Origin of the sequence: Geobacillus sp. (assembly GCF_017515625.1) — a bacterium.
In the GTDB taxonomy this organism is placed as follows: domain Bacteria; phylum Bacillota; class Bacilli; order Bacillales; family Anoxybacillaceae; genus Geobacillus; species Geobacillus stearothermophilus.
The window spans coordinates 22,321-41,218 of record NZ_JAFWFM010000016.1 but is presented as its reverse complement, the minus strand read 5'-3'; the positions used below and the strand labels follow the sequence as shown (position 1 = coordinate 41,218).

Below are 18,898 nucleotides of genomic sequence, written 5' to 3'. Positions count from 1 at the left end.
TATCGTATCATCGCCTCAAGATGAGGGATGAGAGTCCGAAAGCGCTTACGATATGAATTCCTGAAAATGGTTCGCTAACTAGTGATTGACAACACCCGTAGTGAACCGAAAAAATGTTCTCCACAAAGTCTTGACTGACTCCCTTCGCTGGAGCTGGCTGACAATTTCCGCGTTTTTTGCTATAGTAATAATCGGAACATTCCGTTGCGATGAGAGGAGAACTGTCGATGGCTGGACATTCGAAGTGGAAAAATATCCAACGGCGGAAAAATGCTCAAGATGCCAAACGCGGCAAACTGTTCATGAAACTGGCGAAGGAAATTTATGTGGCCGCCAAAAGCGGCGGAGGCGATCCAGCGTCCAATCCGAGCCTGCGCCTTGTCATTGAGAAGGCGAAAGCGGCCAACATGCCAAGCGAAAACATCGAACGGGCGATTAAAAAAGCAACTGGAACCCAAGAACATACCAACTATGAGGAAATTCGCTACGAAGGATATGGACCAGGCGGCGTTGCCGTCATGGTCGTTTGCCTGACCGACAATAAAAACCGCACTGCCGCAAACGTACGCGCCGCTTTTTCGAAAAACGGCGGCAATTTAGGGGAAACGGGTTGCGTCTCCTATTTGTTCGAGCGCAAAGGGCTGCTCGTGATTGACCGCGAACAGCATAACGTTGATGAGGATGAATTGCTGCTGTTGGCCATTGAAGCGGGCGCCGAGGAGATGGAAACAACGGACGAATCGTTCGAAATTTATACAGCGCCCGAATCGTTTGAAACGGTGAAAGACGAGCTGGAACAGCAAGGATTCACGTTTGCCAGCGCGGAAATTACGATGATTCCGCAAACGTATACGACGCTTGAGGGCGACGATTTGAAAAAAATGCTGAAGTTGATCGATACGCTTGAAGATGATGATGACGTCCAAGAAGTGTACCATAATTTGGACGAATCGGTGCTTGAGGAGTAGCGACGTCCGTCGGCGAAGCCGGCGGATTTTTTTGTACATACGTTCGAAGGTCGTGGAACATAATGGAATATGATGATCGAGCGCCGTTGGCTCGAATCCCCACCCCACTTTTTGGATCGGCGGCAGCTTGCTTGGCAAAAAAGCTGATGGATCAAGGAATAAAATGGCGTCCGCTGGTAAAACTAGTGGCGTAAAGGAACCATCATCCGAGAAGAGAGGAACAAACGATGCGAATTCTTTCCCTCATAATGTGGATCGCCGCCATCGTGTTACCGGTTCATTCGGCCTCCGCCGCACCGGTTAAGATGACGATTGTGCTCGAGCGGCAATACTTGGACGGAGAGATGAGCGAAGAGAAAGTCACCGAAACCGTCGATTCGATGACAGAAATATGGAAAAAATATCGCGGTTGGCAACTCGTGACGCTCGATGATCAGACGATCGTGTTTCTCAAAACAATCAACGACATTTCGCCGTTGTTAAAAACAAACGGCTACTTCGGAATTACGGACGATGGCACGTTGTCTATCTTCAACGGCAAACCGGGCCAGTCGAGCGAAATCATCCAGTCGTTTTTCCAAATCGACGTGCAAAAGCTCGAAAGCCGTCAGCAAGAAAAGCTGAAGAAAGGAATTCGCGTCCTCTCGAAAGAACAATACGAACAAGTGATTGAAATGTACCGCCATTTTGCGGTTGTCCAGTAAAGCGGCAACAATCCCGTGGTGCGATGCGCATCACGGGATTTCTTTTTGCTATAATGAAATCATATGATACAATGAAAGGACGAGAAAAGGAGAGGAGCATCCATTGATCGAGTTTATCCGCGGGTACGTCGACTACGTCTGCCCGGAATATATCGTCATTGACCATCATGGCATCGGCTACGAAATTTTTACGCCGAATCCGTTTGCCTTTCGCGAGAGCCGCGAGGCGGTGGTGACGGTGTATACATACGAATATGTGCGCGAAGATGTGCACGCTTTATACGGGTTTTCCACGCGCGAAGAGCGCAACTTGTTCACTAAGCTGCTTCAAGTGTCTGGCATCGGTCCGAAAGGGGGTCTTGCCATTTTGGCGGCCGGGCGTCCGGATGAACTGGCGCGGGCCATCGAGGAAGAAAACGAGGCGTTTTTATGCAAGTTTCCAGGCGTAGGCAAAAAGACGGCTCGGCAAATGATTTTGGATTTAAAAGGGAAGCTCGGAGCGCTTGCGGCGCCGGCGGCTGCACGTTCGGCCGCCCCGCTTTCCGGAGAGCTGGCTGAGGCGGTCGATGCGCTCAAGGCGCTCGGTTACGCCGAGCGGGAAATTGAAAAAATCATTCCGGCGCTCCGCAGTGAAGCGATGTCGACGGAGCAATATGTGAAGCGGGCGTTGGCACTCTTGCTCAAGTAAGGAAAGGAGGAAACCAAGAAGGGAGGGATGGCGATGGATGACCGGATCGTATCCAGCGCTGCCCTAGGCGGCGAGGCGGCATTGGAACCGAGTTTGCGTCCGCAATATTTGCATGAGTATATCGGGCAAGATAAAGTGAAAGAAAACTTGCGGGTGTTCATTGAAGCGGCCAAGCTGCGCGAGGAGACGCTTGACCATGTGCTGCTGTATGGGCCGCCGGGGCTTGGGAAAACGACGCTGGCCGTGATCATCGCCAATGAAATGGGCGTCAAGCTGCGAGCGACATCTGGACCGGCGCTCGAGCGGCCGGGAGATTTGGCGGCGCTTCTCACTTCGCTTGAGCCGGGGGATGTGCTCTTTATTGATGAGATCCACCGGCTGCCGCGGGCGGTGGAAGAGGTGCTCTATCCGGCGATGGAAGATTATTGCTTAGATATCTCGATTGGCAAAGGGCCGGATGCGCGCACGCTTCGCCTCGACTTGCCGCCGTTTACGCTCGTCGGGGCGACGACGAGAGCCGGGGCGCTGTCGGCGCCGCTTCGCGACCGGTTTGGTGTCATCAGCCGGCTCGAATACTATCACGTCGACCAACTCGCCCAAATCATTGAGCGGGCGGCGGCCATCTTGCAAATCGGCATCGAGCGCGAAGCGGCGCTTGAGCTTGCCCGTCGGGCGCGCGGCACGCCGCGCATCGCCAACCGTTTGCTGCGGCGCGTCCGCGATTTTGCGCAAGTGCGCGGGGACGGTGAAATTACCCTGCCGCTCGCTGTCGAGGCGCTCGAGCGGCTGCAGGTCGACCGGCTCGGGCTTGATCACATTGACCATAAGCTGCTTTTAGCGATCATTGAGAAGTTCGCCGGCGGCCCGGTCGGGCTTGAAACGATGGCGGCGGTGATCGGGGAAGAGGCGCAGACGATTGAAGAAGTGTATGAGCCGTATTTGCTGCAAATCGGTTTGCTGCAGCGGACGCCGCGCGGGCGCGTCGTCACGCCGGCTGCGTATGCCCATTTCGAAATGGAGGTTCCGAAGCGGTGAACAGCTTGCCAAAGTTGATCATGACGATCGGCGTTGTGCTCATCATTGTCGGGTTTGTCATGCAGTTTGTCAAACTCGGCCGCTTGCCGGGGGATATCGTCATCCGCAAAGGGAATATGACGTTTTATTTTCCCGTTGTGACATCCATCTTGCTGAGCGTTGTGTTATCGTTGATTTTTTACGTACTCGGACGATTTCGCTGAAGGAAGGAGAACTGCATGAAAGTCGATTTGTTTGATTTTCATTTGCCGGAAGAGTTGATTGCGCAAACGCCGCTTCCAGACCGGGCGGCATCAAGGCTCATGGTGCTCGATAAACGAACGGGCGCCATTCGCCATGAAACGTTTCGAAACATTATTTCGTACTTGAATCCGGGCGATTGCCTCGTGTTAAACGATACGCGCGTCATGCCGGCGCGTCTTTACGGCGAAAAAGAGGAAACGGGCGGGACGGTGGAAGTGCTGCTTTTAAAGCACCTTGACGGCGACCGTTGGGAGACGCTCGTTAAGCCGGGCAAACGGGTCAAGCCGGGGACGAAGCTCACCTTTGGCGGTGGGAAGCTTCAAGCCGTCTGCCTCGATACGCTGGAACACGGCGGGCGAGTGCTTGAGTTTTCGTATGACGGCCTGTTTTATGAAGTATTGGCCGAGCTTGGCGAGATGCCGCTGCCGCCGTACATTAAAGAAAAGCTCGACGACCCGGAGCGGTATCAGACGGTGTACGCCCGTGAAATTGGTTCGGCAGCGGCGCCAACCGCCGGTTTGCATTTCACCGAAGAGCTGCTTGACGCCATTCGCGAAAAAGGGGTGCATATCGTCTTCATCACCCTTCATGTCGGGCTTGGCACGTTTCGGCCAGTGCAAGTGGACGAAGTCGAGAAGCACGATATGCACGCCGAATTTTATCAAATGAGCGAGGAAACGGCTGAGACGTTAAACCGCGTCCGGGAGCAGGGCGGCCGCATCATCGCCGTCGGCACGACGTCGACACGGACGCTCGAGACGGTCGCCGGCAAACATAACGGCCGATTTGTTGCAGAAAGTGGCTGGACCGACATTTTCATCTATCCGGGCTATGAGTTCAAAGGGATTGATGGGCTGGTGACGAACTTCCACCTGCCGAAATCGACGCTCATCATGCTCGTGAGTGCGCTCGCCGGGCGCGAAAATATTTTGCACGCGTATCAAGTAGCGGTCAAAGAGCGATACCGCTTTTTCAGCTTCGGTGATGCGATGCTCATCATTTGAGAAAGGAGAAGAGCACGTTGATGACACCGATTCGCTTTGAACTGATCAAAACGTGCCGGCAGACGGGCGCGCGCCTTGGCATCCTCCATACGCCGCACGGCTCGTTTGAAACGCCGATGTTTATGCCGGTTGGGACGCTCGCCACGGTCAAGACGCTGTCGCCGGAAGAGCTGAAGACAATGGGGGCCGGCGTCATTTTAAGCAACACCTATCATCTTTGGCTGCGCCCGGGGCATGACATTGTCGCGGAAGCGGGCGGATTGCATGCGTTTATGAATTGGGATCGCGGCATTTTGACGGATTCCGGCGGCTTCCAAGTGTTCAGCCTCAGTGAATTCCGCCGCATCGAGGAAGAAGGCGTCTATTTCCGCAACCATTTAAACGGCGATAAGCTGTTTTTATCGCCGGAAAAAGCAGTCGAGATTCAAAATGCGCTTGGCGCCGACATCATCATGGCGTTTGATGAGTGCCCGCCGTATCCAGCGACATATGAATACATGAAACAGTCCATCGAGCGGACGAGCCGTTGGGCGGAGCGCTGCTTGAAGGCGCACCGCCGCCCGAATGAGCAAGGGCTGTTTGGCATCGTCCAAGGCGGTGAATATGAAGATTTGCGCCGGCAAAGCGCCCGCGATTTAGTGTCGCTCGATTTCCCGGGCTATGCGGTCGGCGGGTTGTCGGTCGGCGAGCCGAAGGAGGTCATGAATCGGGTGCTTGAGTTTACGACGCCGCTTCTGCCGGCGGACAAGCCCCGCTATTTAATGGGCGTCGGTTCGCCGGATTCGCTCATCGACGGGGCGATCCGCGGCATCGACATGTTCGACTGCGTATTGCCGACGCGCATCGGCCGCAACGGCACCGTGATGACGAGCGAAGGACGGGTGGTGATCAAAAATGCCCAGTACGCTCGCGACTTCTCGCCGCTCGATCCGAACTGCGACTGCTACACGTGCCGGAACTATACGCGTGCGTACATCCGCCATCTCATCAAATGTGATGAAACATTTGGCATCCGCCTCACGTCTTATCATAACGTCTATTTTTTGATAAAATTGATGGAGCAGGTGAGACAAGCGATCCGCGAAGATCGACTCGCCGATTTCCGTGAGGAATTTTTCGAACGCTACGGCTTCAACAAGCCGAATGCAAAAAACTTTTGACGACCGGAAAGGAGGGGGATTGCATGAACGCAGTGATCGCCAATTTGTTGCCGATTGTGCTGTTTTTTGTGTTTTTCTACTTTTTGCTCATTCGCCCGCAACAAAAACGGCAACGCGCCATCCAGCAAATGCAGGCGAATTTGAAAAAAGGCGATAAAATCATCACGATCGGTGGATTGCACGGCATCATCGACTCGGTCGATGAGGACAAAATCATCGTTCGCGCCGGCGACGGCACGCGACTGACGTTCGACCGCTCCGCGGTGAGAGAAGTGGTGGCGGAAAGTAAGGCGTAGCGAAAGCGCGGCCATCGGCATCTAAGCTTGAGCGCCGATTTGAACGGCGGTGTGAAAAGCGCGAGCGAGACGCAATCTCGTTTCTTACCATCGCGCTCTCCATCACAAAAGGTGTCCCGTTTGCCTTGAGGACACCTTTTGCTTTTGCGATGGTTTGTCGTTTTTACGTCCGTTCATAGCGCGACGATGACAAATTGACTCCGACGATGCCACCTAAGGAAGCAGCGGCGAAAAAGGCAAGGTGGTACAGCCATTGTTCGACGGTAAACGATTTTTCCATGCCAAGAAATTGAAACAAAAAGATGATCGCCGTAAATAAGAGGCCGGTCAGCCCGCCGGCGAGCCATCCTTTTTCTTGGCTTTTTCCGCCGGCGACAACGCCGCCGATAAACAGCGAGACAACCGAGGCGGCAAACACGATCCAGGTGAGCGACGATTCGTGAATGTCCGTCCATTTGAGCAACAACGAAAAAATGAAGCTGACGAGCGCCGCCAACACAAAAACTGTGGCGATTCCATACACCAGTGCGCTGCCAAGCCGTGACACCGCAATCCCTCCTTGGCCCAAACGCTTTTTACCACAATATATTCACCGCCGGACAGGTTTAGACGTTTATTTTCGCTTGTTTTTTCCGGCCAGCCAGTGCAGCCCCGGAAGGTAGACGAGCTCTTCGCGCCGGATGAGCCGGAACAGAATGAGGCAGGCGGCATATAGGGCGGCTGTCGCGGCCATGGCAAGCAGCGTCCAAAGCGGTGCGGGCACCGCCAAAAGCGGATGGCGGGAGAGCGCATAGCCGATTGCGCCCGCAGCGATGATGGCGCCAAGCGCTTTGATGTACTCGCGTGCATCGATGGAAAAAGACACCATCTTGACGACCGTGGCAAAGTGAAGCAACGTCACAAGAACGGTGCTGACTGCAGTCGCCAGCGCCGCGCCCATAATGCCCAAACTTGGACGGGAAGCAAGGACGAAGATGCACACGAGCTTCACCACTGCTCCGATCAAGCTGTTCGTCATGGCGGCTTTCGCCAAGTCCAGTCCTTGCAAGACCGCCTGCAGCGGGCCTTGGAAATAATACAATAAGAAAAACGGCGCCATCACTTGAATAAAGATCGCGGCTTCACTTGTGCCGTACATCCAGCGCATGAGCGGATCGGCGAACAAGTAAAGAATGACGGTGGAAAGGCCGCCGGTGATAAGCGACAAGCGCATCGCCTGGGTGATCCGGTATTCGACCAAAAGCAGCTTGCGTTGCGCCATGGCTTCGCTGATGGCCGGCACCAGGGTGGTCGAAAGCGCGTACGTAATAAACGACGGCAACGTCAACAACGGCAGCGCGTAGCCGACAAGCTGTCCGTATTGCCTTGTGGCAGTGGAGGCGGCGATGCCGGCCAATGCCAAGCTGTTGGCGACGACGATTGGCTCAAAAAACCAAGAAAGCGAGCCGATCAAACGGCCGCCGGTCGTTGGCAAGGCAATGCGCATGAGGCGGACGAACGTCTCTTTGCCGGCTTGGACGTAGTGAAAAAACTTTGTCCGCAGGCGAATCGATTTTTTAACCTTAAATAAAAACAGTAAATACAATAATGCTGCCAGCTCGCCGAGAACGGAAGACGCCATGGCGCCGGCGGCGGCATACTCGACGCCGTACGGCAAAAGCGGCTGTGTGCATAAGGCGATCAAGCTGATGCGGACGATTTGTTCCAGCAAGAGCGAGTAGGCGTACGGTTTCATTTGCTGGCGTCCTTGAAAGTAGCCGCGCAGCACCGAAGAGATGGCGACGATCGGCACAATTGGAGCGATGGCAAGAAGCGGATAGTACGTACGCGGGTCGGTGAACATCGTCCGGGAGAGCCATGGCGCAACAGCGATCAACGCCGGCAGAAGCACGATGCTTAGCGCGCCGGTGGTGGCCAGCGACACGACGAGAATTTGTTTCACCCGTTGCCGGTCGCCGGCCGCCTCTGCTTCGGCGACGAGTTTGGAAATGGCGACCGGAAGCCCGATCTGCGTCGCGGTAATCGCTAAAACGAGCGTCGGCACGGCCATCATGTACAGCCCGACTCCTTCATCGCCGATCATGCGGGCGACGACAATTCGGTTGATGAAGCCGAGAATTTTCGTAATAAAGCCAGCGACGATTAAAATGACCGTACCTTGTAAAAATTTAGACATTTTCTCCCCCTGCCTTCTCAAATGCCTCCATCTTTTATACAATATATGCAAGGCCCATGGCCAAGCATGACAAGATTGGCAGGCGGCAATGGATACAAGGGGGTATGGGGGATGGATGAAAACCGGAAGCTGCGCGAACAGCTCATGCCGGCGCTCGAGTCGAAGTGCGATGAGTTTCGTCTTCTCGGCTATACGCAAGTGACGATGGACGGGCTGTGGGAATGTTTATGTTCCCGAAAGTGGAAGCATCGGCCGGCGGAAAAAAAACTGCATGAGTTGGTCAGCGACATTTTCTCTCTTTCGCCGAGCGAGTATATGATATTTTTGACGATGCGTTCGTATAAGCAGCAGGCGGCCGGCGATGATGAGTTGGAGCGGGTTTTAAAGGAGTTGTTATAGTGGAAAATTGACACTTGCCGGCTGCTGTTTCATAATGGAAGGCGAGGCCAATGTTTTGCTTGGCGCGACACCGGACGGCTCTGAAGCAAGTTGAAGGAGGATCTTAAGGAGAATGGTAAAACGAAACCGCATCGTCGCCTTTTTTCTGCTCCTGCTTTTGTTCGCCGGAGTGATGGGGCCGACGATTCAAGGAATTGTACATAACATCAAACTGGGCCTTGACTTGCAAGGCGGTTTTGAAGTGCTGTATGAAGTGAAGCCGGCCAAAAAAGGCGATAAGATTGACCAAGAGACGCTGCAAAGCACCGTCAGTGCGCTGAATAAACGGATCAACGTCCTTGGCGTCAGCGAGCCGCGCGTTGACATCGAGGGAGGAAACCGCATCCGCGTCCAGCTCGCCGGGGTGAAAGATCAAAATGAGGCGCGCGAAATTTTGTCCACGCAGGCGAAATTGACGTTCCGCGATGTCAATGACAACGTGCTTATGGATGGAAGCGACCTCGTCCAAGGCGGAGCGAAGCTGTCGTTTGATGAAAACGGCCGGCCGAGCGTCGCTCTGAAATTGAAAGACGCCGACAAGTTCCGCCAGGTGACGGAAAAAGTATATAAAATGGGGCCGCCAAACAACATTTTAGTCATTTGGCTCGATTTTAAAGAAGGGGTGGACTCCTACCGGAAAGAAGCGGGCAAAACGGATCCGAAATTTATTTCCGCCGCTTCAGTCAACCAAGTGTTCAATCAGACGGATGTGTCGATCGTCGGCAATTTTACGGTCAAAGAAGCGCAACAGCTGGCCGATTTGCTCAATGCCGGCGCGCTGCCGGTCGAGCTGCATGAAATTTACTCCACGTCCGTCGGCGCTCAGTTTGGGAAAAACGCCCTGCAAAAAACGGTGTTGGCCGGCATCATCGGTGTGGCGGCGATCTTCTTGTTCATGATTTGGTTTTACCGGCTTCCCGGGATCATCGCCGTCATTACGCTGTCGGTATACATTTATTTGATTTTGCTTTTGTTTGATTGGATGAACGTCGTGATGACGCTGCCGGGCATTGCCGCCCTGATTTTAGGGGTTGGGATGGCGGTCGATGCCAACATTATTACGTACGAACGGATCAAAGAGGAGCTGAAGCTCGGCAAGTCGATGCTGTCGGCGTTCCGTGCTGGCAACCGCGGGTCGTTTGCGACGATTTTTGACGCCAACCTTACGACGATCATCGCCGGCGCTGTTCTTTTTATTTACGGGACAAGCTCGGTGAAAGGGTTTGCGACGACGCTCATCATCAGCATCGTCGTCAGCTTTCTCACCGCTGTTTATGGCACGCGGCTGTTGCTCGGACTGCTTGTGTCAAGCCGCTGGCTCGATAAAAAGCCGGAGTGGTTTGGCGTCAAAAAGTCGCAAATCTTAAACATTGCCGAAACGACCGAGGAAACGGAAGTGCCGACGAAGTTTGACCGCTGGGATTTTGTCAAACATAGCAAAAAGTTTTTCATTTTCTCTGGCGCATTGGCGATCGCCGGCGTCATCTCGTTGTTTGCCCTGGGGCTGAATCTTGGCATTGACTTCACGAGCGGAACGCGCGTTGAGGTGAAGAGCAGCCAGCCGATCGATGCGAAAGAGTTGAGCGACTATTTCGAGCGGCTCGGCTACAAGCCGGAGGATGTCGTCCTGTCCGGCACGGATGGGAAAACAGGCGTCGTCCGCTTGATTGGCGTGCTCGATAAGCAAGAAATTGCCAAGCTGAAAAATGAATTGAAGCAAGCGTATGGCAACGAACCAAACATCAGCACCGTCTCTCCGGTCGTCGGCAAGCAGCTGGCCCGCAATGCGCTCATTGCTGTGCTGATTTCCTCGATCGGCATCATTCTTTACGTGACGATCCGTTTTGAGTGGCGGATGGCGTTGGCGGCGATCGTTGCCCTGTTGCATGACGCCTTTTTCATTGTCACTGTGTTCAGCTTGACGCGTCTTGAAGTCGATTTGACATTCATCGCCGCGGTGCTGACGATCATCGGGTACTCGATCAACGATACGATCGTCACGTTTGACCGCATCCGGGATTTGATGAAAAAGCGGAAAGTGAAAACGGTTGACGACTTGAAGTATATCGTCAACCGGGCGTTGCAGCAAACATTTACGCGCTCGGTCAATACCGTATTGACCGTCTTGTTTACGGTCATCGCGTTGCTCATCTTTGGCAGCGAAGCGATCCGCAATTTCAACCTCGCCTTGCTCGTTGGACTTGTGTGCGGCGTCTATTCGTCGCTTTGCATCGCGTCTCAGCTTTGGGTCGTTTGGAAAGGACAGGAGCTCAAAAAAGGGAAAGGAGCCAAAAAAGCGGCGGCCGAGGCCGAACCGCAGGTGTAACAGCGCGCCGGAAAAGTGAATGTGCTTTTCCGGCGCCTTTTTTGTTCGGTGCAATGCTCGGGGCGGAAAATGGATATACTAACCATCAGATGCAACATAGGCAGCGTGTGAGGCTGCTGAATGCAAAGGTGGGGGAGATGGCCATGGAACACGAACAGCGATTCAAGCAGGCGAAAACAGCAGCGGTCGTCGGCATCGCCGGCAACATGGCGCTTGCTGCTGTCAAGGCGGCGGTCGGTGTGTGGAGCCAAAGCCAAGCGTTGATCGCTGATGCCGCCCATTCAGCGTCCGATGTTGCCGGCTCGTTCGCCGTTTGGGTTGGACTGCGGGCCGCTGCGCGCCCGCCGGATGAGGATCATCCGTACGGGCATGGGAAAGCGGAATCAATCGCCGCCATTATTGTGGCGGTTCTTCTATTTCTCGTTGGGATCGAGATCGGGCGCTCGGCGTTTCTGTCATTTTTCGCCCCACTGTCGCCGCCCGGGGCGGCCGCCATTTACATCTTGTTGTTGTCGATTGCTGTCAAAGAAGCGATGTTTCACTATAAATACCGGCTCGGGAAAAAGCTAAACAGCGATGCGCTGATCATCAACGCCTATGAGCACCGATCGGATGTGTTTTCGTCGTTTGCTGCGCTCATCGGCGTCGGCGCCGCCATTGTCGGTGGAAAATGGGAGATTGACTGGCTTGTATATGCCGACCCGCTCGCCGGATTGTTCGTCTCGCTGCTTGTTCTGAAAATGGCATGGGACCTTGGCCGACAGTCGGTCCATACGGCGATCGACCATGTGCTTCACAAGGAAGAGGCTGGCTATTTGCGCGAGGCGGTCTTGTCCATTCCCGATGTGCGGCAAATCAATGAGCTGCATGCACGCGAGCACGGCCATTACGTCATCGTCGATTTGAAAATCGCCGTCGATCCGCGCTTGACGGTCGAAGAGGGGCACCGGATCGGAAAGAAAGTGAAAGAAAAACTACTGACGCTGCCGCGCGTCCGCAATGTCATGGTTCACATCAACCCGTACAACCCGGAAAAAAAACCGTAATGTCGTTGCCTGCCCTTTTCTCCTTTTTGTATAATAAGGAGAGTTGAGGTGGGAGACATGTTGAAAGCGAAAACGCGTTGGGAGGTGGAGCGCCTCGATGAGCAGACGGTGAGGCGGCTGGCTGAGGAAGCCGGCGTCACGCCCTTATTGGCGAGGCTTCTCGTCCGCCGCGGGGTGCGGACGGCCTCGGAGGCGGCGTCGTTTCTCAATCCGCTTGAGCAATCGTTTCATGATCCGTTTTTGCTTGACGGGATGGAGCGCGCGATTCAGCGTCTAAAGCGGGCGATCGACGCGGGTGAACGCGTGTTGGTATACGGCGATTACGATGCCGATGGCGATTGCAGCACGTCGGTGATGGTGAGTGCTCTCAAGGAGGCGGGGGCGTCGGTCGAGTTCTACATTCCGAACCGATTTACGGAAGGATACGGGCCGAACATGGCGGCGTTTCGCTCCGCAAAAGAGCGCGGCGTTTCCGTCATTGTGACCGTCGACAATGGGATTGCGGCGGTCAAGGAAATTGCGGCCGCCAACGAGTGGGGGATGGATGTCATCGTAACGGATCACCACGAGCCAGGTCCGGTGTTGCCGGAGGCGCATGCGATCATCCATCCGAAGCAGCCGGGAAGTACATATCCGTTTCGCGATTTAGCCGGCGTCGGCGTTGCGTTTAAGGTAGCCCATGCCTTGCTTGGGCGGGTGCCGCGCCATTTGCTTGATTTGGTCGCGATCGGCACGATCGCTGATTTGGTTCCGCTTGTTGGGGAAAACCGCCTCTTTGTTGCACACGGGCTTGAAGCGTTGCGAGCGACGGAGCGCATCGGGCTGCGCGCTCTTTTTCGGCAATGCCGCATTGATGCGGCGGCCATCAACGAACAGACGGTCGGATTTGTCATCGCTCCGCGCTTGAACGCGGCGGGGCGCCTCGGCGGCGCCGATCCGGCAGTGGCGCTCTTAATGACGGACGATGAGAACGAAGCGGTGCAGCTGGCGGCGGAGATGGACGAGTTAAACCGCGAACGTCAGCAGCTTGTGGCACAAATCGCTGAAGAAGCGGCGGACATGGTGCGCCGCCAATTTCCTCCTGAGGAACATCGCGTCTTGGTTGTGGCAGGCGAAGGATGGAATGCCGGAGTGGTGGGCATTGTCGCTTCTAAGCTTGTTGAGCAGTTTTACCGCCCGGCGGTCGTGCTTTCAATCGACCGGGAAAAAGGGATCGCCAAAGGGTCAGCCCGTAGCATTCATGGGTTTGACTTATTCGCCAGCCTGTCGCAATGCCGCGACCTGTTGCCGCACTTTGGCGGCCACCCGATGGCGGCGGGGATGACATTGGCGCTTGATGATGTCGAAGAATTGCGGCAACGGCTGAACGCCATCGCCGCGGAAACGCTGTCCGATGACGACTTGACGCCGCTGACGTTTATTGACGCCTCTTGTTCGGTCGCTGAGCTGACGCTCGACGCCGCCCGCGGGCTCGAACGGCTCGCTCCGTTTGGCGTCGGCAATCCGCGGCCGCTTGTTCTCATTGAAGGGGCGTCCGTTGAAACGATGCGGCGCGTCGGAGCGAACGGCGCCCATATGAAGGCGGTGTTTGCGCAGGAGGGCGCCTCAGTCGACGCCATTGGTTTTGGCCTCGGACCGCTGTGTGAGGAAATCGCCCCGGGGGCGCGCGTTTCGGCAGTCGGGGAGCTTTCCGTGAATGAATGGAACGGGCTGGCGAAGGCGCAGCTGTCGCTGTGTGATCTGGCGGTCAGCCACTGCCAGCTGTTTGACATCCGCGGCTGCCGCGACGTCCGTCCCTTTCTTGAGCGGTTGCCAAAAGAAAAGCGGCTGCTTGTCATGTTTCGCCAAGGAACGGGCGCGCGCCCTGATTTAGCCTCGTTTCGCGGGGAACTTCGCTGCGTGCTGACGGACGAAGAGGCGGGTGCGCTGGAGATTAGCGGCCGTTACGTTGTGCTGCTTGATTTGCCGCCGACGCTCGGGCGGCTTGCCGCCTTGCTTGGGGGCAAGGAGCCGGCGCGCATTTATGCGCTGTTCGCCCAGCCGGAAGCCCGATTTTTCCGTACGTTCCCGACGCGCGATCATTTTAAATGGTTTTATGCGCTGTTGCACAAATACCGTTCGTTCCCGCTTGCCGAGCGGGGCGGGCAATTGGCGCGCGCCCGCGGTTGGACGGAAGAGACGGTTCATTTTATGGCGAAAGTGTTTTTGGAGTTGGAGTTTATTACGGAGCAAAACGGCGTCATTTCGCTCGTCCGTGCGCCGGCGAAGCGCGATTTGCACGAATCGCCGACGTACCGCCGCTGGCGGGACGAGCTTGAGGTGGAGCAACAGTTATTATATTCTACTTATGAGCAGCTTAACCGCTGTTTGGCGGAAATGACACGTTCGCAAACGCACGAGGAGGCAAACGTATCATGGACTTAAAACAATACATTACGATTGTGCCCGATTTCCCGAAGCCGGGCATCATGTTTAAAGATATTACAACGCTGATGGACAACGGTCTGGCGTACAAATACGCGATCGACCAAATTGTTCAATATGCGCGCGAAAAACAAATCGATATCGTCGTTGGTCCGGAAGCGCGCGGCTTTATCATCGGATGCCCGGTCGCCTATGCGCTTGGCGTCGGGTTTGCGCCGGTGCGCAAGGAAGGGAAGCTGCCGCGCGAAGTCGTCCGTGTGGAGTATGGCCTGGAATATGGAACAGATGTCTTGACGATGCATAAAGATGCCATTAAGCCAGGGCAGCGTGTGTTGATCACCGACGATTTGCTCGCGACGGGTGGGACGATGCGGGCGACGATCGATTTGGTGGAACAGCTCGGCGGAGTGGTGGCCGGATTGGCGTTTTTGATTGAGCTCACCGAGCTTGGCGGCCGCAAAAAATTGGAAGGCTACGACATTTTGACGCTGATGCAGTTTTAAACAGTCGACATTGTTCGCATCTTCGGATACAATAAAGAAAAAAGGGGCACTCACACATGAGTGCTCTTTCTTATTAACCGTATGAACGCAACGGACCTCTGTGCTTTGCAGCTTCAATTTTAATCGATTAAAAAGGTGATTCAACCCTATGGCCAATGAACAAGTGCTGACAGCGGAGCAAGTGTTTGAACGAGCGAGCTGTTATTTGTCGGAACAAGACGTCGCCTTTTTGAAAAAGGCGTATGAGTTTGCCAAGCACGCCCATCGCGACCAATTTCGGAAATCGGGCGAACCATACATCATCCATCCGATTCAAGTCGCGGGCATTTTGGTGGACTTAAAGATGGACGCGACAACGATCGCCGCCGGGTTTTTGCATGATGTCATCGAAGACACTGAGGCGACAAAAGAAGACCTCGAGCGCGAGTTCGGCGCGGAAGTGGCGATGCTTGTCGACGGGGTGACGAAGCTTGGGAAAATTAAATATAAATCGCAGGAAGAACAGCAGGCGGAAAACCACCGGAAAATGTTTTTGGCCATGGCGCAAGATATCCGGGTCATTTTGATCAAGCTCGCCGACCGGCTGCACAATATGCGGACATTGAAACATTTGCCGGCCGAAAAACAGCGGCGCATTGCCAATGAGACGCTCGAAATTTTCGCTCCGCTCGCGCATCGGCTCGGCATTTCGAAAATCAAATGGGAGCTTGAGGATACGGCGCTTCGCTATTTAAACCCGCAGCAATATTACCGCATCGTCAATTTAATGAAGAAAAAGCGGGCTGAGCGCGAGCAATATTTGGAGGAAGTCATTCAAGAAGTGCGCGAACGGCTCAACGAAGTGCATATTCCTTGCGAAATTTCCGGGCGTCCGAAACATATTTACAGCATTTACCGAAAAATGGTGATGCAAAACAAACAGTTTAATGAAATTTACGATTTGCTTGCCGTCCGCATCATTGTCAACAGCATTAAAGACTGCTATGCTGTGCTCGGCATTATTCATACATGCTGGAAGCCGATGCCAGGGCGCTTCAAAGACTACATCGCCATGCCGAAGCCGAACATGTACCAGTCGCTCCACACGACGGTGATCGGCCCCAAGGGCGAGCCGCTTGAGGTGCAAATCCGCACATTCGAAATGCATCAAATCGCCGAGTTCGGAATTGCCGCCCATTGGGCGTACAAAGAAGGAAAGACGATCAAACCTAATTCATTTGAAGAAAAGCTGTCTTGGTTTCGGGAAATTTTGGAGTGGCAAAACGACGCGAGCAATGCCGAAGAGTTCATGGAATCGCTCAAGATGGACTTGTTTTCCGATATGGTGTTCGTTTTCACGCCAAAGGGCGACGTCATCGAGCTGCCAGCCGGGTCGGTGCCGATCGATTTCGCCTATCGCATCCATTCGGAAATCGGCAATAAAACGATCGGCGCCAAAGTGAACGGCAAAATGGTGCCGCTTGACTATAAGCTTCAGACGGGCGACATCGTGGAAATTTTGACGTCGAAACATTCGTACGGTCCAAGCCAGGACTGGCTGAAGCTCGCCAAGACGTCGCAGGCGCGCAACAAAATCCGCCAGTTTTTCAAAAAACAACGGCGTGAAGAAAATATCGAAAAAGGAAAAGAAATGGTCGAAAAAGAAGTGCGCAGCCTCGGTTTTGAACCGAAAGAAGTGATGACGGCGGACAACGTCAAGCGCGTTGCGGAAAAATTTAATTTTTCGAATGAAGACGATATGTATGCGGCAGTCGGCTATCATGGCATCACAGCGGCGCAAATCGCCCATCGGTTGACGGAAAAATGGCGGAAGCAGCGCGATCTCGAGGAACAGCAGCGCAAACTGGCCGAAGCGGTCTTCGAAGCCAAGCTGCCGGCTGGAAAAAAACGCGACTGCGGCATCCGCGTCCAAGGAATGGACAACTTGCTCATCCGTCTGTCGCGCTGCTGCAACCCGGTGCCGGGGGATGAAATCATCGGCTTTATTACCCGCGGCCGCGGCATTTCCGTCCACCGCGCCGATTGCCCGAACGTCAAGACCGAAGAAGCGGCCGATCGGTTGATTGCCGTAGAATGGGAAAGCGGGGCAAACGGAAAGTGCGAATATAACGTGGACATTGAGATCACCGGATTTGACCGCCGCGGTTTGCTGAATGAGGTGCTGCAGGCGGTCAATGAAACGCGAACAGACATTTCCGCCGTCTCGGGACGCTCCGATTATCGCCATAAAATCGCGACGATCCATATGACGATCGCCATTCATAATTTGAGCCACTTGCAAAAAGTGGTCGATCGAATCAAGCAAATTCCCGACATTTATTCCGTCCAGCGTTTGATGAACAACTAAGGGCGGCGAAAGGAGGAAGGCGAGTGAGAGCGGTCATCCAGCGGGCGAAAGAGGCCAAAGTCACCGTCGATGGCGAGACGGTCGGAGCGATCGATGCCGGGCTTGTCGTCCTTCTTGGCGTTACACACGAGGACACGGAGGACGATGCTGCCTATTTGGCTGAGAAAATCGCTCATTTGCGCATTTTTGAAGATGAAGACGGAAAAATGAACCGCTCCTTGCTTGACGTCGGCGGGGCGGTGCTGTCGGTGTCGCAGTTCACCCTTTACGGCGACTGCCGAAAAGGCCGGCGCCCGAACTTTATGGCGGCGGCAAAGCCCGACCATGCCTTGCCGCTGTATGAAGCGTTCAACGCCGCTTTGCGCGAAAGAGGCGTTCATGTAGAAACCGGCGTATTCGGTGCGATGATGGACGTATCGCTCACAAACGACGGGCCGGTCACCTTGATCATCGACAGCAGCGAGAAACCGGGAAACCGATGAAGTTTCCCGGTTTCTTTTTTATTTTCGGCGAAAAATGGGAAAGATGAAAACAAGTGTGGCAATAAGAAAGGAGGAGTGCGATGCGGCAAACCAAAAGAGGCGAGCAGGCGCATCGGGCGGACGATGTGTTGTCCGCCGACTTTCACGAATGGGTGCGGCTCGAGGCTCAATATAGAGCGTTTGAGTTGGCATCCGAATTCGGTGTGGCGCCGAAAGACGTACAAATGTTGAAAAAACAGCAGCCTCGTCCGTAAGCATGGCGAGTTGGAAGGAGCGCACGCGGCGTGTGGATGTTTCGTGGGCCGAGGCGGTGTGGCCGTTCAGACGAAACAGCTGCGAATGAGCGCTGCGCATCCGCTCAACACTGATCCGGATCGGTAGAGGAAAAAATCCATTGCATATGTATTGACAAACACATGCCCCTATATGATAATAAGTATTGGTTTAAAATTATTATAAAATAGTCACAGGAGGTAGATGAAGAATGTCACTCGTAGGGAAAAAAGTGCAACCATTCCGTGCCCAAGCGTATCACAACGGCGAATTCATCGAAGTGACAGAGCAAGACTTCATGGGAAAATGGAGCATCGTCTGCTTCTATCCGGCGGACTTTACGTTCGTCTGCCCGACGGAGCTCGAAGACTTGCAAGACCACTACGCGACGTTCAAAGAACTTGGCGTGGAAGTGTACTCGGTTTCGACCGACACCCACTTTACTCATAAAGCATGGCACGATACATCGCCAGCTATCGGCAAAATCGAATACGTGATGATCGGCGACCCGTCGCATCAACTGTCGCGCATGTTTGATGTGCTCGATGAAGAACAAGGATTGGCGCAACGCGGCACGTTCATCATTGACCCAGACGGCGTCATTCAAGCGGTGGAAATCAATGCGGACGGCATCGGCCGCAACGCCAGCACGCTGATTGATAAAATTAAAGCGGCCCAATACGTGCGCAACCATCCAGGTGAAGTCTGCCCGGCGAAATGGAAAGAAGGAGCGGAAACGCTGAAGCCGAGCCTTGACCTTGTCGGCAAAATTTAAGGGGGCTTAG

At 54.4% G+C, this 18,898-nt stretch carries 19 protein-coding genes; 17 read left to right on the top strand and 2 right to left on the bottom strand.

All coding sequences use genetic code 11. From position 1 onward, the window contains the following. Positions 1–227 precede the first annotated feature (227 nt). The 8 genes from IKE44_RS01235 to yajC all read left to right on the top strand — a co-directional run bounded on the left by IKE44_RS01235 (position 228) and on the right by yajC (position 6,098). Positions 228–968 (top strand): YebC/PmpR family DNA-binding transcriptional regulator, encoded by a 741-nt coding sequence (locus IKE44_RS01235; RefSeq protein ID WP_014196414.1) that lies wholly within the window; start codon positions 228–230, stop codon positions 966–968. 227 nt (positions 969–1,195) lie between these two features. Continuing rightward, positions 1,196–1,672 carry an intercompartmental signaling factor BofC gene (locus IKE44_RS01230; RefSeq protein ID WP_049626408.1) on the top strand — a complete coding sequence of 159 codons (477 nt, stop codon included), beginning with the start codon at positions 1,196–1,198 and terminating at the stop codon, positions 1,670–1,672. 103 nt (positions 1,673–1,775) lie between these two features. Then, on the top strand, positions 1,776–2,360 hold the full coding sequence (gene ruvA, locus IKE44_RS01225) for a Holliday junction branch migration protein RuvA (RefSeq protein WP_232854505.1): 585 nt from the start codon (positions 1,776–1,778) through the stop codon (positions 2,358–2,360). Positions 2,361–2,393: 33 nt separating this feature from the next. Next, positions 2,394–3,395, top strand: coding sequence for a Holliday junction branch migration DNA helicase RuvB (gene ruvB, locus IKE44_RS01220; protein WP_033014842.1), 1,002 nt, complete (start codon positions 2,394–2,396; stop codon positions 3,393–3,395). Beyond that, positions 3,392–3,598: a DUF2905 domain-containing protein gene (locus IKE44_RS01215; protein WP_013524224.1), complete on the top strand. Its 207-nt coding sequence runs from the start codon at positions 3,392–3,394 to the stop codon at positions 3,596–3,598. The genes ruvB and IKE44_RS01215 overlap by 4 nt, the downstream gene beginning before the upstream one ends. Positions 3,599–3,613: 15 nt before the next feature. Continuing rightward, the gene (gene queA / locus IKE44_RS01210) at positions 3,614–4,642 is read left to right on the top strand and encodes a tRNA preQ1(34) S-adenosylmethionine ribosyltransferase-isomerase QueA (RefSeq protein WP_033014798.1); all 1,029 of its coding nucleotides are present in this window, start codon (positions 3,614–3,616) and stop codon (positions 4,640–4,642) included. A 20-nt stretch (positions 4,643–4,662) separates the two neighbouring features. Beyond that, positions 4,663–5,802 carry a tRNA guanosine(34) transglycosylase Tgt gene (tgt, locus tag IKE44_RS01205; RefSeq protein WP_287464774.1) on the top strand — a complete coding sequence of 380 codons (1,140 nt, stop codon included), beginning with the start codon at positions 4,663–4,665 and terminating at the stop codon, positions 5,800–5,802. Between the two features lie 23 nt (positions 5,803–5,825). Continuing rightward, positions 5,826–6,098, top strand: coding sequence for a preprotein translocase subunit YajC (gene yajC, locus IKE44_RS01200; RefSeq protein ID WP_033014793.1), 273 nt, complete (start codon positions 5,826–5,828; stop codon positions 6,096–6,098). Positions 6,099–6,261: 163 nt separating this feature from the next. Here yajC and IKE44_RS01195 read toward each other — a convergent pair whose 3' ends face one another. Further along, on the bottom strand, positions 6,262–6,645 hold the full coding sequence (locus IKE44_RS01195; RefSeq protein ID WP_033006360.1) for a TIGR04086 family membrane protein: 384 nt from the start codon (positions 6,643–6,645) through the stop codon (positions 6,262–6,264). A gap of 66 nt (positions 6,646–6,711) precedes the next feature. Beyond that, the gene (gene spoVB / locus IKE44_RS01190) at positions 6,712–8,274 is read right to left on the bottom strand and encodes a stage V sporulation protein B (RefSeq protein WP_049624741.1); all 1,563 of its coding nucleotides are present in this window, start codon (positions 8,272–8,274) and stop codon (positions 6,712–6,714) included. 111 nt (positions 8,275–8,385) lie between these two features. Between spoVB and IKE44_RS01185 the strand changes: the two genes are divergently transcribed. From IKE44_RS01185 to ahpC, 9 genes are all read left to right on the top strand, one after another. After that, positions 8,386–8,673: a post-transcriptional regulator gene (locus tag IKE44_RS01185; RefSeq protein ID WP_033014790.1), complete on the top strand. Its 288-nt coding sequence runs from the start codon at positions 8,386–8,388 to the stop codon at positions 8,671–8,673. A 112-nt stretch (positions 8,674–8,785) separates the two neighbouring features. After that, on the top strand, positions 8,786–11,038 hold the full coding sequence (gene secDF, locus IKE44_RS01180; protein ID WP_049624740.1) for a protein translocase subunit SecDF: 2,253 nt from the start codon (positions 8,786–8,788) through the stop codon (positions 11,036–11,038). 137 nt (positions 11,039–11,175) lie between these two features. Continuing rightward, positions 11,176–12,084 carry a cation diffusion facilitator family transporter gene (locus tag IKE44_RS01175; protein WP_080985658.1) on the top strand — a complete coding sequence of 303 codons (909 nt, stop codon included), beginning with the start codon at positions 11,176–11,178 and terminating at the stop codon, positions 12,082–12,084. A 57-nt stretch (positions 12,085–12,141) separates the two neighbouring features. Then, a complete protein-coding gene (gene recJ / locus IKE44_RS01170) occupies positions 12,142–14,508 on the top strand; it encodes a single-stranded-DNA-specific exonuclease RecJ (RefSeq protein ID WP_287464772.1) in 2,367 nt (788 codons plus the stop codon). Next, a complete protein-coding gene (locus tag IKE44_RS01165; RefSeq protein WP_033014788.1) occupies positions 14,499–15,011 on the top strand; it encodes an adenine phosphoribosyltransferase in 513 nt (170 codons plus the stop codon). The genes recJ and IKE44_RS01165 overlap by 10 nt, the downstream gene beginning before the upstream one ends. 148 nt (positions 15,012–15,159) lie before the next feature. Continuing rightward, a complete protein-coding gene (locus IKE44_RS01160; RefSeq protein WP_049626409.1) occupies positions 15,160–17,358 on the top strand; it encodes a RelA/SpoT family protein in 2,199 nt (732 codons plus the stop codon). A gap of 23 nt (positions 17,359–17,381) precedes the next feature. Further along, positions 17,382–17,840 (top strand): D-aminoacyl-tRNA deacylase, encoded by a 459-nt coding sequence (gene dtd, locus IKE44_RS01155; protein ID WP_013144643.1) that lies wholly within the window; start codon positions 17,382–17,384, stop codon positions 17,838–17,840. An 80-nt stretch (positions 17,841–17,920) separates the two neighbouring features. After that, on the top strand, positions 17,921–18,094 hold the full coding sequence (locus IKE44_RS01150) for a hypothetical protein (protein ID WP_015375481.1): 174 nt from the start codon (positions 17,921–17,923) through the stop codon (positions 18,092–18,094). A gap of 230 nt (positions 18,095–18,324) precedes the next feature. Then, positions 18,325–18,888 carry an alkyl hydroperoxide reductase subunit C gene (ahpC, locus tag IKE44_RS01145; RefSeq protein ID WP_013144645.1) on the top strand — a complete coding sequence of 188 codons (564 nt, stop codon included), beginning with the start codon at positions 18,325–18,327 and terminating at the stop codon, positions 18,886–18,888. Positions 18,889–18,898 lie beyond the last annotated feature (10 nt).

What these genes read in the sequence shown, in the direction of transcription:
- queA (WP_033014798.1), top strand. Translation starts at nt 3,614, where the DNA reads ATGAAAGTCGATTTGTTTGATTTTCATTTGCCGGAAGAGTTGATTGCG.
- IKE44_RS01165 (WP_033014788.1), top strand. Translation starts at nt 14,499, where the DNA reads ATGGACTTAAAACAATACATTACGATTGTGCCCGATTTCCCGAAGCCG.
- recJ (WP_287464772.1), top strand. Translation starts at nt 12,142, where the DNA reads ATGTTGAAAGCGAAAACGCGTTGGGAGGTGGAGCGCCTCGATGAGCAG.
- spoVB (WP_049624741.1), bottom strand. Translation starts at nt 8,274, where the DNA reads ATGTCTAAATTTTTACAAGGTACGGTCATTTTAATCGTCGCTGGCTTT.
- tgt (WP_287464774.1), top strand. Translation starts at nt 4,663, where the DNA reads ATGACACCGATTCGCTTTGAACTGATCAAAACGTGCCGGCAGACGGGC.
- IKE44_RS01160 (WP_049626409.1), top strand. Translation starts at nt 15,160, where the DNA reads ATGGCCAATGAACAAGTGCTGACAGCGGAGCAAGTGTTTGAACGAGCG.
- ruvB (WP_033014842.1), top strand. Translation starts at nt 2,394, where the DNA reads ATGGATGACCGGATCGTATCCAGCGCTGCCCTAGGCGGCGAGGCGGCA.
- IKE44_RS01235 (WP_014196414.1), top strand. Translation starts at nt 228, where the DNA reads ATGGCTGGACATTCGAAGTGGAAAAATATCCAACGGCGGAAAAATGCT.
- secDF (WP_049624740.1), top strand. Translation starts at nt 8,786, where the DNA reads ATGGTAAAACGAAACCGCATCGTCGCCTTTTTTCTGCTCCTGCTTTTG.
- IKE44_RS01150 (WP_015375481.1), top strand. Translation starts at nt 17,921, where the DNA reads ATGCGGCAAACCAAAAGAGGCGAGCAGGCGCATCGGGCGGACGATGTG.
- IKE44_RS01185 (WP_033014790.1), top strand. Translation starts at nt 8,386, where the DNA reads ATGGATGAAAACCGGAAGCTGCGCGAACAGCTCATGCCGGCGCTCGAG.
- yajC (WP_033014793.1), top strand. Translation starts at nt 5,826, where the DNA reads ATGAACGCAGTGATCGCCAATTTGTTGCCGATTGTGCTGTTTTTTGTG.
- IKE44_RS01230 (WP_049626408.1), top strand. Translation starts at nt 1,196, where the DNA reads ATGCGAATTCTTTCCCTCATAATGTGGATCGCCGCCATCGTGTTACCG.
- ahpC (WP_013144645.1), top strand. Translation starts at nt 18,325, where the DNA reads ATGTCACTCGTAGGGAAAAAAGTGCAACCATTCCGTGCCCAAGCGTAT.
- IKE44_RS01175 (WP_080985658.1), top strand. Translation starts at nt 11,176, where the DNA reads ATGGCCATGGAACACGAACAGCGATTCAAGCAGGCGAAAACAGCAGCG.